13 protein-coding genes are annotated in these 12,766 nt (G+C 67.0%); 7 read left to right on the top strand and 6 right to left on the bottom strand.

What is annotated here, in order from left to right; genetic code table 11:
- The first annotated feature begins 342 nt into the window (after positions 1-342).
- Complete coding sequence (locus ASD94_RS10430; RefSeq protein ID WP_056639501.1) at positions 343-636, top strand: hypothetical protein; 294 nt, start codon at positions 343-345, stop codon at positions 634-636.
- Between the two features lie 215 nt (positions 637-851).
- Here ASD94_RS10430 and ASD94_RS10425 read toward each other — a convergent pair whose 3' ends face one another.
- Positions 852-1,991, bottom strand: a complete 1,140-nt coding sequence (locus tag ASD94_RS10425) for a zinc-binding dehydrogenase (RefSeq protein WP_056642393.1) — start codon at positions 1,989-1,991, stop codon at positions 852-854.
- 286 nt (positions 1,992-2,277) lie between these two features.
- On the opposite strand from ASD94_RS10425, the gene ASD94_RS10420 reads away from it, so the two are divergent.
- The gene (locus ASD94_RS10420) at positions 2,278-2,757 is read left to right on the top strand and encodes a MerR family transcriptional regulator (RefSeq protein ID WP_056642391.1); all 480 of its coding nucleotides are present in this window, start codon (positions 2,278-2,280) and stop codon (positions 2,755-2,757) included.
- On the top strand, positions 2,684-3,085 hold the full coding sequence (locus tag ASD94_RS10415) for a carboxymuconolactone decarboxylase family protein (RefSeq protein WP_056642389.1): 402 nt from the start codon (positions 2,684-2,686) through the stop codon (positions 3,083-3,085). The genes ASD94_RS10420 and ASD94_RS10415 overlap by 74 nt, the downstream gene beginning before the upstream one ends.
- 55 nt (positions 3,086-3,140) lie before the next feature.
- On the opposite strand, the gene ASD94_RS10410 is transcribed toward ASD94_RS10415, so the two are convergent.
- Both ASD94_RS10410 and ASD94_RS10405 read right to left on the bottom strand, forming a co-directional pair.
- Complete coding sequence (locus ASD94_RS10410; RefSeq protein ID WP_056642385.1) at positions 3,141-3,728, bottom strand: DUF1566 domain-containing protein; 588 nt, start codon at positions 3,726-3,728, stop codon at positions 3,141-3,143.
- Positions 3,729-3,856: 128 nt separating this feature from the next.
- A complete protein-coding gene (locus ASD94_RS10405) occupies positions 3,857-4,831 on the bottom strand; it encodes a LysR substrate-binding domain-containing protein (RefSeq protein WP_056642382.1) in 975 nt (324 codons plus the stop codon).
- 166 nt (positions 4,832-4,997) lie between these two features.
- Between ASD94_RS10405 and ASD94_RS10400 the strand changes: the two genes are divergently transcribed.
- From ASD94_RS10400 to ASD94_RS10385, 4 genes are all read left to right on the top strand, one after another.
- Positions 4,998-6,086 carry a tartrate dehydrogenase gene (locus ASD94_RS10400; protein ID WP_056642379.1) on the top strand — a complete coding sequence of 363 codons (1,089 nt, stop codon included), beginning with the start codon at positions 4,998-5,000 and terminating at the stop codon, positions 6,084-6,086.
- 41 nt (positions 6,087-6,127) lie between these two features.
- Positions 6,128-7,501, top strand: a complete 1,374-nt coding sequence (locus ASD94_RS10395) for a glycerate kinase (RefSeq protein WP_235510623.1) — start codon at positions 6,128-6,130, stop codon at positions 7,499-7,501.
- Positions 7,498-8,532 carry a tripartite tricarboxylate transporter substrate binding protein gene (locus ASD94_RS10390; RefSeq protein WP_056642376.1) on the top strand — a complete coding sequence of 345 codons (1,035 nt, stop codon included), beginning with the start codon at positions 7,498-7,500 and terminating at the stop codon, positions 8,530-8,532. Before ASD94_RS10395 ends, ASD94_RS10390 begins: the two co-directional genes overlap by 4 nt.
- 86 nt (positions 8,533-8,618) lie before the next feature.
- The gene (locus ASD94_RS10385) at positions 8,619-9,398 is read left to right on the top strand and encodes an N-acetyltransferase (protein WP_056642410.1); all 780 of its coding nucleotides are present in this window, start codon (positions 8,619-8,621) and stop codon (positions 9,396-9,398) included.
- A gap of 158 nt (positions 9,399-9,556) precedes the next feature.
- Here the strand turns inward: ASD94_RS10385 and ASD94_RS10380 are convergent, their stop codons facing one another.
- From ASD94_RS10380 to ASD94_RS10370, 3 genes are all read right to left on the bottom strand, one after another.
- Entirely contained in the window at positions 9,557-10,222 is a 666-nt protein-coding gene (locus tag ASD94_RS10380) for a methionine ABC transporter permease (protein ID WP_015013836.1), read from the bottom strand.
- Positions 10,223-10,237: 15 nt separating this feature from the next.
- Positions 10,238-11,284 (bottom strand): methionine ABC transporter ATP-binding protein, encoded by a 1,047-nt coding sequence (locus ASD94_RS10375; RefSeq protein WP_056642374.1) that lies wholly within the window; start codon positions 11,282-11,284, stop codon positions 10,238-10,240.
- A gap of 169 nt (positions 11,285-11,453) precedes the next feature.
- A complete protein-coding gene (locus ASD94_RS10370) occupies positions 11,454-12,662 on the bottom strand; it encodes an MFS transporter (protein ID WP_233247199.1) in 1,209 nt (402 codons plus the stop codon).
- Positions 12,663-12,766 lie beyond the last annotated feature (104 nt).

Here is a 12,766-nt window from a genome sequence, read left to right as displayed (position 1 = left end):
GAGCAAGAATACCGGGGAGAGGCAATCGGATACCATTGCTGGATGAAATCACAGTATCAACGGAGCTACTGGAGCTAAGCAGATACCCCTTATAAATATACAGTTTTTTCCAGCAGAAGGCGAGGGATTAAAGATCGCCCGAGAGCGCGAGAGGATGGAAAGATTGTTCTCAATACTGGAACAGTTAGTTTGCGACTAGGTGGTTTTTCCCTGAACACCATCGGCGTACAGTTCATCCCATCGATGAGCCGAACCCGCAAGGCGACTCACCGAACCCGGTTCAGGAATGGTTTTTGACCCGGCTTTTTTGAGACGCTTTTTTAGCTTTTAAGGATTTTCATCATGAACAAGACCGCCCGTTTCCTCTCCGTCGCCGCTGTTGCCGCTTTCGCCGCTTTTGGCGCCCATGCTGATGAAGCCGATGGCTCGCAATTTGCCCTGAAGTTCGACACGAACCGCACCCGCGCTGAAGTGGCTGCCGAAGCCGTTGTCGAAGCCCGCACCCACAACATGGAACCCGCAGGTTCGCGCGTGGTGACCTACAAGTCCACCGCTGACCGCGCTGCCGTGCGTGCCCAGGCTGCCGAAGCTGTGCGCACCGGCCAGATCCCTTCGGGCGAATTCAGCGCCATGTAATTTGGCAGACCAACTGCTGAGATTGGTTTGAAGCAGTTGTGGGACTTCCCATGGTGGTGGCACTTCGCGCGGTGCGGGTGCTGCTGCCATGGGGAGTGTTAACTGAACCGCAGGGGCGGGCAGGCAAAAAGGGCTCCCACTGGGAGCCCTTTTTGTTGGTGCCTGCCGTGTAGCCCCACCCCTCAAAGGCGCCAGGCGCGCCCCTGCAACCTCGCTTACAGCGACGGATCGATCAACACCTTGGCCCCGGTGTTGCGCGGGCCGTAGAACGCAATGGCGTCCGCGCTCAGCGCGCCCGCCAGCGACACGGTGCGCGCGTAGTGGCTGGCAAACGTGGTCTTCAGCTCGGCCGCCACACGCTGGCGCAGCGCCTGCGTCGCCTCGTCGCCAATCTTCTGGAGAAACGGAAACAGCAACCACCCGCCCATGCCCCAGGCCATGCCAAAGGTACGGTGCACTTCGGTCGGGCGCGTGTCCAGGTGGCCGTACAGGTACACCTGCTTGTGCACGGCCGAGCCGTAGCGGCTGTATTCCTTGGCCTTGCGGTTGACGGCGGCCTCCATGCACTGCAGGATCTGCCCGGCCAGCGTGCCGCCGCCCGTGGCATCAAACGCGATGGTGGCGCCCGTAGCGGCCAGCGCGTCGGTCAGCTCGGCCATGAAGTTGGGCGCACTGCTGTCGCACACATACTGGGCGCCCAGCCCGCGCAGCAGCGCCGCCTGCTCGGGTTTGCGCACGATGTTGACCAGGCCGACGCCATCCTTCTGGCAAATCTTGAGCAGCATCTGGCCCAGGTTGCTGGCTGCCGCGGTGTGCACCAGCGCGGTGTGACCCTCGCGCTTCATGGTCTCCACCATGCTCAGCGCCGTCAGCGGGTTGACGAAGCACGATGCGCCCTCGGCCGCCGTGGTCCCGGGCGGCAGCGGCAGGCACTGCGCCGCCGGCATGGCGCGGTATTGCGAATACATGGCACCGCCAATCACCGCCACCGTGCGGCCCAGCAGCGCCTGCGCGGCGGGTGAGGCACCCGCAGCCACCACAAGGCCCGCGCCCTCGTTGCCCACCGGCATGCTCTGACCCAGGCGTGCCGCCATGCCGGGCATGGCGCGCTCCGGGATACGCGCCGTAGCCACCGGCCGCTCGGCCGTGCCCGTGACCTGCACGGTCGACAAATCGGCCGGGCCCAGCAGCAGGCCGATGTCCGACGGGTTGATGGGCGTGGCCTGCACCTGGATCAGCACTTCGTCAGGCCCCGGCGTGGGCACGGGTGTGGGCTCCAGGCTGATCTGCAAGGTGCCATCGGCTTGCACAAGCGAGCGCAACTGCAGCGCGGTGGTGGGGATGGAGGGGTTCATGGAGGACTCGCAGGTAGAAGATGGGACAAAGGGCCTGCGCGCTGGACCGCGCAGTGTGGTGAAAGGGTGCCGTATTCAACGGCGCCTCACCACCACCAGCCCGCATTCTTGACCAAGCTGCGCGACCGCGCTGTCCCCTCGGTGAATGGCTGCCCCCCATGCGCTGGGACGAACGATGCACGCAGGGCGCTGCAGCTACATGCCAGAAACGCTTTCACACGCCCCGTCCAAAGTCATGCACGTGTCGCTTGACTTAGAGTGCGCTCTAACTTTCAGAATCGTTCCTATGGCATCCCTCCTCACCATTGCCGAAGTCGCCAAGCGCACAGGCCTCACCGCACACACCCTGCGCTACTACGAGCGCGCCGGGTTGATTGCGCCGGTGGCGCGTGCACCCGGCGGCCAGCGCCGTTATGCGGCGTCGGACATGGAATGGATCGGATTCCTGCTGCGCCTGCGTGAGACCCAGATGCCCATCGGGCAGATGCAGGCCTTTGCGCAGCTACGCAGCGAAGGGAACGCCACCGCCCCCGAGCGGCGCCAGTTGCTGGAACAGCATCTGGCGCAGGTGCTGGCAACGATCACCGCCATGCAGCAAGCCGCGCAGGCCCTGCAAGCCAAGATCGCGCATTACCAGGGCCTGGAAGCTTCCCTTCGACCCACCCTGTCGTCCACCCACCAAGGAAGCTCCCATGTCCCCCGAAACCCAACCCCGATATCTCCAGGGCCTCGCCAAGCTGCGCGAAATCGACGGCCACGCGGGTGAGCGTGTCGTCGCCAGCCTGGCCGACATTGCCCCCGACTTCGCGCGCTACCTGATCGAGTTTCCGTTTGGCGACATCTACTCGCGCCCCGGACTCGATCTGCGCAGCCGCGAGATTGCCGTCGTCGCCGCCCTGACCGCGCTGGGCAACGCCACACCTCAGCTCAAAGTGCATTTGCAGGCCGCGCTCAACGTGGGCGTCAGCCGCGAAGAGATCGTGGAGGTGCTGATGCAGATGGCGGTGTACGCGGGTTTTCCGGCCGCACTCAACGGGCTGACTGTCGCGCGCGAGGTGTTTGCAGCGGCTGACGAGCAACCCGTGACTGCTTGAAGCGACCTACCGTGCGTGGCGCACCTGCGCAGCGCACTCTCCCGGAGACGACAGGCTATTTGCCCCCACCCACCGGCATCGGCCGTACCAGCCGCACGGGCAGCTTGCTGGCCCGCGCCGCATCGCCGCGCGCCTCGCCGGTGGACAGGTTCACCGCCCAGCCATTGATCATGGCGGCCTGGCGCGCGCTGTCGCCCGCGCGGCTCTGGGAGATGTTGCCGTAGGTGTACTGATTGACGCTGGGCGCGCTCACGTTGCTGGTGGACGACCAGTGCCACTGGCCGGGCGCCACCGGAAACAAAATCGGGTTGAGGCCCGGGGGCGACAGCGACTTGTCCACCAGCCGCTGCAGCTCGGCCGCACGCGGAATGCGCCAGCCCACGCCCTCGGCCTTCCAGCGGTCCGAAGCCAGGGCCGTGGCCTCGGCGCGGTCCAGCAGCAGGGGCTGGCCGGTGCAGGTTTTTCCATTCCACTGCATGCCCTCCACACAGCGCGGCCAGGCCAGGCCCGCGCGCTGGTCCAGCACATAAGCGCCATCCACGGACAGAGACCAATCGGCTGCCACCAGCGAATCGGCGGCCTGCGCAGGCCCGGCAAACAGCGCACCCAACAGCGGGGGGATGAGCAGCAACAACGTTTTCATGGACGAAACAGGGGCGATAAAAGCAAGAGAAAAGTCGGCGGGATGAAAAGCACCTCAGAAACCACAGGGGTCAAAAAACGCCTCGCCAACACCCTAACCCGGCAGCGGCACCTGCGCCACCCGCCAGGTCAAGAAACCCGCACGGCACGCCGCTTGTCCACACGGGCACCCACGCCCACACCCGCCAGCGTGCCCGACGCGGCCAACGCATCTGCCAGGAACCCAACGAACGCCTGCACCCGCGTGGAGAACTGGTGCCGCTGCGGGTACACCGCATAGATGTCGGCCGCAGGCGTGTGGTACTGCGGCAGCACGGGCTCCAGCAGGCCCTGGGCCAGATGGCGGTTCACGTCCCACTCGGCGCGCATCACGATGCCGTGGCCCTGCAGCGCCCACAGCACGGCGATCTCGCCGTCGTTGGTGGTGAGGTTGCCGGTGATCTTGATCGACTCGGTGTGCGCCTTGCTGCCACGCCCGGTGATCAGGCGCCACAGGCCGTAGGCCTCGTCGCCCTGGCGGATGCCGATGCACTGGTGCTCCATCAGGTCGCGCGGCACGCGGGGCCTGCCGTGCTGCGCCAGGTAGGCGGGTGCGGCGCACAGCACACGCCGGTTGGGGGCTATGCGGCGGGCAATCACGCGGCCATCGGGTGGCTCGCCAAAACGCACGCAAACGTCGTAGGCATCGTCGGTGATCGGTGGTGGGTGCACCGACAACTGCAGTTGCACATCCACTTCGGGGTACTGGCGCACAAAGTCCGAGATCACGGGGGCGATGTGCATGCGGCCAAAACCCAGCGTGGCATTCACGCGCAGCAGGCCCTTGGGGCTGGCCTTGGACTGCACGATAAGTTCGTCCAGCGCGTCGATCTCGCGCAGGATGCGGCGCGCGTGCTCCAGCAGCAGCTCACCCTCGGGCGTGAGGCTCATGCGACGCGTGGTGCGGTTGATGAGCACCACACCCAGGCGCTTTTCCATCTGCGCCAGGTGTTTGCTCACGGCGGCGGTGGACACACCCATTTCGCGCCCGGCGGCGCTCAGGCTGGGGCTGGCGGCCAGTGCCGAAAAGAAACCCAGTTCTGCGGGCTGGATGGTGGAGCTCATCGCTGCATTATCAACTGCAGGTTAACGATGGATTCACTTGGCCGCCGTTTTTACAACGAGCGGATGCCTACAGTCGCTCTCACTGTTTTGTTCCACCCATTTTTCGCGGCCCGGCATCCCCACAGGCCTTCCCCGACGCTTTCACACACCAAGACCAGAGACCTTCATGAAAACCTATCAAATCGCCACCATCCCCGGAGACGGCATCGGCAAAGAAGTGATTCCCGCCGGCCAACGCGTGCTCGAAGCCCTGGCCGCCCGCCACACGGGCCTGCAGTTCCAATTCGAGAACTTCGGCTGGGGCGGAGACTGGTACCGCGCCCATGGCGTGATGATGCCGGCCGATGGGCTCAATGCGCTGCGCGGCAAGGACGCCATCCTGTTTGGCTCGGCGGGCGACCCAGACATCCCCGACCACATCACGCTGTGGGGGCTGCGCCTCAAGATCTGCCAGGGCTTTGACCAGTACGCCAACGTGCGGCCCACACGCATCCTGCCGGGCATCGACGCACCGCTGAAGCGCTGCACACCCAAGGACCTGGACTGGGTCATCGTGCGTGAAAACTCCGAGGGCGAATACTCCGGCGTGGGCGGCCGCGTGCACCAGGGTCACCCCATCGAGGCAGCGACGGACGTGTCCATCATGACCCGCGTGGGGGTGGAACGCATCCTGCGTTTTGCCTTCCGCCTGGCGCAGTTGCGGCCCCGCAAGCTGCTCACCGTCATCACCAAGAGCAACGCCCAGCGCCATGCCATGGTGATGTGGGACGAGATCGCCGCGCAGGTGGCCACCGAGTTCCCCGATGTGAAGTGGGACAAGGAGCTGGTGGACGCCGCCACGGCCCGCATGGTCAACCGCCCCGCCACGCTCGACACCATCGTCGCCACCAACCTGCATGCCGACATCCTTAGCGACCTGGCCGCCGCGCTGGCGGGCAGCCTGGGCATTGCGCCCACCGGCAACATCGACCCCGAGCGCCGCTACCCCAGCATGTTCGAGCCCATCCACGGCTCGGCGTTCGACATCATGGGCAAGGGCCTGGCCAACCCCATCGGCACCTTCTGGTCGGTGGTGATGCTGCTGGAGCACCTGGGCGAGGCCGACGCCGCCCGCACCGTGATGCAGGCCATCGAACAGGTCACAGCCAACCCCGCCCTGCACACCCGCGACCTGGGCGGCACGGCCACCACGGCGCAGGTGACCGACGCCGTGTGCGCACTGATCGGCAGTACGCCGCTGCAAAAGGCGGCCTGAGCCGCGTGGCTCCCACGCATTGCGCCCTGCCCCACCACCCGATGACCCCACACATCGACACCCAGGCCCGCCACTGGCTGCGCAGCATGTTCGATGCCGCCATCGCCTCGGCCCAGCCCGCCGTATGCCTGCCACAGCACCTGCCGGCCCCGCCCCGGGGCCGCACGGTGGTGATCGGTGCGGGCAAGGCATCGGCGCAGATGGCGCAGGTGCTGGAGGCCCAGTGGCCGGCACCACTCACAGGCGTGGTGGTCACGCGGTATGGGCATGCTGCCGCCTGCCAGCACATCCGCGTGCTGGAGGCTGCCCACCCCGTGCCCGATGCGGCGGGCCTGACAGCCGCGCAACAGATGTTGAAAGCGGTGGAAAGTCTCACGGCAGACGACCTGGTGATCGGCCTGTGGTCGGGTGGCGGCTCGGCGCTGCTGCCCTTGCCGTTACCTGGCATCACGCTAGCCGACAAGCAGGCGCTCAACCAGGCCCTGCTGCGCAGCGGCGCCAGCATTGGCGAGATGAACTGCGTGCGGCGCCACCTCTCGGCCATCAAGGGCGGGCGGCTGGCCCTGGCGTGCAGCCCCGCCCGCGTGGTCAACCTGGTGATGTCGGACGTGCCGGGCGACGACCCGCTGGACGTGGCGTCTGGCCCCACCGTGGCCGACCCGACCACCCGTGCACAGGCGCGGGCCATCTTGCAGCGCTACCGCATTGCACTGCCGCCCGCCGTAACGGCCGCACTGGACACGGCCGCCAGCGAGAGCATCAAGCCCGGCGACACCCGGCTGGGGCCCATCACCACCCACGTCATTGCCACGCCCGACCTGGCGCTGCGGGCGGCGGCCCAGGTGGCGCGCGAGGCGGGCATAGAGCCCACGCTGCTCGGCGACGCGCTGGAGGGCGAAGCCCGCGACATGGGCACGGTGCTGGCCGGTGTCGCCCGCTACGCCGCCAAGGCCCCGTCACCACGGCACCGCGTGCTGCTGAGTGGCGGCGAAAGCACCGTCACCCTGCGCGCACCCGCCCCCGGGCAACCCACGCCAACCCCAGGGCGCGGCGGGCGCAATGTGGAATGCCTGCTGTCCATGGCTCTGTCGCTCAAGGGCTTGCCCGGCGTGTACGCGTTAGCTGGCGACACCGACGGCATCGACGGCCTGGAGCACGTGGCAGGCGCCATTGCCACGCCAGACACGCTGAAGCGCGCCGCAGCACTGGGCCAACACGCCACCGCCGCGCTGGACGCGCACGATGCCCACACCTTTTTTGGCGCGCTGGGCGACGCCGTGATCACCGGGCCCACGGGCACCAACGTCAACGACTTCCGCGCGATCCTGATCGCAGCCAAGGGCCGACGCCACGCCCCCCGCGTCCCCACCGGCCATACCACCACAAGAACCACAACCCCACGGAGACAACCATGACACGCATTGCACAGCCGCACCACCCACCGTCAACGCCGCCCACAACGCCCACTACACGCCGGCACCAGCTGCTGGCACTGGTAGCCCTGGCTGCCGCTGCCTGTGCCCTGCCCAGCGCACCGGCCCATGCGCAGGCCTGGCCGGTCAAGCCCGTCACCATCGTCGTGCCCTTTGCAGCGGGCGGCACCACCGATGTGCTGGCACGCGCACTGGGCGAAAAACTGGGCACGGCCCTGGGCCAGCCCGTGATCGTGGAAAACCGGGGCGGTGCGGGCGCCACCATCGGGGCCGACTACGTGGCCAAGGCCCCCGCCGACGGCTACACGCTGCTGATGGGCGCGGTGCACCACACCATTGCCACCAGCGTGTACAAAAAGCTCAACTACGACTTTCAAAAGAGTTTTGCGCCCATCACCACCGTGGCGCTGGTGCCCAACGTGCTGGCCGTGAGCGCGGCCACGCCCGCCAAGGACGTGAAGGAGCTGGTGGCGCTGATCAAGGCCACGCCCAACAAGTTCTCCTACGGCTCCAACGGCGCGGGCACTGCGCAGCACCTGATCGGCACGCAGTTCGCCACCTCCATCGGCCAGCCCCTGCTGCATGTGCCCTACAAGGGCAGCGGCCCGCTCACCACCGACCTGCTGGGCGGGCAGGTGTCGATGTCGTTCGACACCGTCACCCCCGTGCTGCCGCACATCAAGGCGGGCAAGCTGCGCGCCCTGGCGGTGACCACGGCCAAACGCTCGTCCACCTTGCCTGACGTGCCCACGCTGCAAGAAAGTGGCTTTGCGGGCTTTGACATCGGCACCTGGTTTGGTGTGCTGGCCCCCGCCCGCACGCCCGCCGACGTGGTGGCACGGCTGAACACCGAAATGGTCAAGGTCATCCAGTCGCCCGACTTTCAAAAGCGCATGCAGGACATTGGTGCCGAACCCATCGGCAACACTCCCGCGCAGATGGCCGAACAGATTGCGGCCGACACCGCACGTTTTGCCAAGCTGGTGGCCGACAACAAGATCACCACCGACTGAGCCAATGGCAAAGAGGGGTTGCAAAGAGCGGTCGCACAGGGTGGCTGGCGCGGTGAATGGTCAAGGTGGGTTGGTATAAACCTGTGATGACCGACACCGCCGCCCCTATCGCCAACACCGTACCCGCTGCCCTCGTCCGCGCGCTGGAAGAACGCGCCTTCAACGCCTGGCCTGCGCACCAGACGGTGTTTCACCGGGGCTGGGTGTTTCGGCTGTCGGGCGGGTACACCAAGCGCGCCAACTCGGTCAACGCGCTGGTGCCCGGCGCGCCGTTTGACGGTGTGCGCGAGGCGGCGGCAGCGCTGTATGCGCGGCATGGGTTGCCCGCCGTGTTCCGCATCTCCCCCCTGGCCCCGGCAGAGGCCGACCAGGAGCTGGCGGACGCGGGCTACCAGCACTTTGACCCCTCGCTGGTCCTGCACCGGCCGCTGGCGCTGGGCGCGGTGCCCCGGCCCGACGGCAGCACGGTGGTCAGCACTTCGCCATCGCCCACGTGGCTGGAAGGGTTTGCGGCGGCCAACGGCGTGGCGCCGCATCACCGCAACCTGCACCGCAGCATCCTCGACGCCATTGCCCACCCGGTGGGCTATGCGCTGCAACACGACGCCCAGGGCCATGCCGTGGGCTTTGGCCTGGCGGTGCTGGAGCGCGGCGCGGTGGGCCTGTACGACCTGGCCGTAGCGCCCGAACACCGGGGCGGCGGGCGCGGGCGCGCGCTGGTGCAGGCCCTGCTGCACTGGGGCGCCGAGGCCGGGACGACCAGCGCCTACCTGCAGGTGCGAGCGCAGAACACGCCAGCGCTGCGGCTGTATGAATCGATGGGGTTCAAGACGGCCTACGGCTACCACTACCGGGTGCCGGGCTGAGGTTGACTTCTGCACCTCTCCCACAGGGTGCGAGGGACCCGGGACCAGCGCAGAGGCCCAGGCTGTGCCCCCACGCGTGGTTTTGAAGCAAAACAGGCCGCAAGCGCCAGTGAATCATGCGCCAGCAGCTATTGATTCAATAGCAAGCCATTCACCACTCAACGGTGGCTCAGCTTGCGCACGGCCCAGTCGCCCAGGCTTTGCACGGCCTGCACAAAGAAGATCAGCACCAGCACCACGGCCAGCATGATCTCGGGCAGAAAGCGCTGGTAGCCATAGCGGATGCCCAGGTCGCCCAGGCCGCCACCGCCAATAGCACCGGCCATGGCCGAGTAGCCGGTCAGGCTCACGAACGTGATGGTCAGGCCCGCGACGATGCCCGGCAGCGCCTCGGGCAGCAGCACCTTCCACACGATCTGGCTGGTGGTGGCGCCCATGGCCTGCGCGGCTTCGACCAGGCCGTGGTCCACCTCGCGCAGCGCGGCCTCGACCAGGCGGGCCACAAACGGGGCGGCGGCAATGGTCAGTGGCACCACGGCGGCGGCCGTGCCGATGGACGAGCCGGTGATGAACCGCGTGAACGGGATGATGGCCACCAGCAGGATGATGAAGGGCGTGGACCGCACGGCGTTGACCAGCCAGCCCACCAGTTTGTTGACGGGGCCGTTCTCCAGCACACCGCCGTCATCGGTCAGGCGCAGGAATACACCGAGCGGCACCCCCAGCAAGCCCCCCACCAGGCCGGAGATGCCGACCATGATGAGCGTCTCCCACAAGGACGAAGCAAACAAATCCAGCATGGCTGGCGTGAAGTTGTTGAACATGATGTGTGCTCCCTCTTAACCGGCCACGGCCACTTCTTCCACCTCGACCCCGCCCGCGCGCAGGTGCGCCACGGCGCCGCGCACGCTGTCGGCCTCGCCACTGGCGTACACGGCCAGCGAGCCGAAGGTTTCGCCCTGGATCTCGTCCACCTGGCCGTGCAGGATGCTCATGTCCACACCAAACTGGCGAATCAGCTGCGACAGGATGGGCTGGTAGGCACTGTCCCCGGCGTACGACAGGCGCAGCAGCTGGCCGGTTCGCCCGGCACCCAGCTGGCCTGCGAGCTTGCGCACATGGTCCAGCACGCTGGCGGGCAGCTCTTGCGGCAGGATCTCGTCGATCAGGCTTTTGGTAATGGCCTGCTGCGGGCGGGTGAACACGTCCAGCACACGACCCTGCTCCACGATGCGGCCCGCCTCAATCACAGCCACACGGTCGGCCACCTGCTTGATGACCTGCATCTGGTGGGTGATGAGCACCACCGTCAGGCCCAGCTCGCGGTTGACCTGGCGCAGCAGGTCGAGGATGGAGCGCGTGGTCTCCGGGTCCAGCGCGGACGTTGCCTCGTCGCTCAATAGCACCTTGGGGCGGCTGGCCAGCGCACGCGCAATGCCCACGCGCTGCTTTTGCCCGCCGCTGATCTGCGCGGGGTAGCGGTCGGCCAGGGCCGACAGGCCCACCAGATCCAGCAGCGGGTTCACACGCGCACGGATGGCGGCCTTGTCCATGCCCGCCAGCTCCAGCGGCAGCGCGGCGTTGTCAAACACCGTGCGTGACGACAGCAGGTTGAAGTGCTGGAACACCATGCCGATCTCGCGGCGCGCCTCGCGCAAATGCGCGTCGTTCAGCTGGGTCAGGTCTTGCCCGCCCACGATGACCTGGCCCGTGGTGGGCCGGTTGAGCAGGTTGATGACGCGCACCAGCGAGCTTTTGCCCGCGCCGCTCTTGCCGATGATGCCGAACACTTCGCCCGGCTGGATGGTGAGGTCGATGCCCTTAAGCGCCTCGACCGGGCCTTGTGAGCCCTGGTAGGTTTGGGTGATACCCCGTAGTTCGATCATGAAACACAAAGGGCCGCCACACGCCGGGCGGCGCGGGTTCGGCCCTAAAAGACACAAAGATAAGGGAATGTACTATTGCGCCATAAAGAATCAAACTATCAAAAAATAAAGTAATAAGACATCAAAGTTATTTGCGCATTGCAGCCGACGCGGTGCAGCCGAGTCGGGTCTACGCCCCCGCAGGCGCCGCCACCCTGCCATTCACCTTGCGCGACACCAGCGCGCCAAGCACCAGCACCCCCAGCGCCGCCACAGAGAACACGGGCGCAATCCAGCCCCGGTCCACACTGGCCGCCACCAGCAGCACCCCCAGCGACTGCCCCAAAAACAGCAGGCACGCAAACAGCGTGACCGCCGTGCCCCGCGCCTCGGGCGCCATCTGCGTGGCCTGCACCTGCAGCGTGTTGTGCAGCATGTAAAAGCCCACCCCGGCAAAGAAGCAGCCCAGCACGCCCCAGGCAGCCACCGGCCCCCAGGCCAACAGCAACAGCCCGGCGGCGATCAGCGACGCACCCACCAGCGCCAGGCCCCGCTCGCCCAGCAGCGCCAGCCAGCGGCGTGCCAGCAGGCTGTAGATGAGCCCGCCCACGCCATACAGCACCATCACCCCACCGGCGGCCGAGGCCGACAGCCCAAACCCGTCCACCATGCGTGCGGGCACAAAAGCCAGCGTGCCAAAGGCCAGCGCGCCCTCCACCGCCACCACGGTCAGCACCCAGCGCACCCGGGGCATGCGCAGCAGCGCGGCCGTGTTGGCCAGGTAGGCCGACAGCGAAAACGCGGGCGGCACCGCACTGCCAGCCGCAGGCGCGGGCGTGCTGGCCGCCAGGGCGCGGGACTGCCGCCACAGCAGGCTGGCAGCCGTCAAAAACAGCAGCGACAGCACCACAAACGCCGCCCGCCAGCCCAGCGCCTCCACCGCAAAGCCGCCAAACCACTGCCCGGCCATCATCCCCGACACCGTGGCCACCATCAGCTGCGCCAGGGTCTCTTGCCGCTGCTCGTACGGCACGTTGTCGCCAATCCACGCCATCGACAGCGGGATGATGCCCGCCGCTGACGCCCCCATGGCCGCACGCGCCGCCACCAGCACCGGCAGCGTGGGCGCCAGCGCCGTCACGCCGCTGAAGAGCGCACAGGCAAACGTGGCACCAATCACCACCCGCACCTTGCCCAGCCGGTCGCCCAGCGGGCCATAGAACAACTGCAGCACGCCATACGACACGGCAAACGCGGCAATGACGGCCGACGCATCGCCCGTGGTGACAGAAAACTCGCGAGCCAGAGACACCAGCATCGGGTCGCACACGCGCATGGAGGCCATGCTGCAAAAGGCTGCCAGGCTGATCACCCGCAGCATCGTCGAAGAAGAGGTCATATGACCCGATTGTGGTGCGGCTGGCGTCGGGCCGCTGTCACCACAAGGCAAGCACCCTGGCGGCTGAAGGTTGGGCACGCTGCACACCGCCTGTTGCGAGCCTG

The organism is Acidovorax sp. Root70 (assembly GCF_001428225.1).
Taxonomy (GTDB): domain Bacteria; phylum Pseudomonadota; class Gammaproteobacteria; order Burkholderiales; family Burkholderiaceae_C; genus Acidovorax.
The sequence above is the reverse complement of the archived record's forward strand: the minus strand, read 5'-3'. Positions and strand labels throughout refer to the sequence as shown.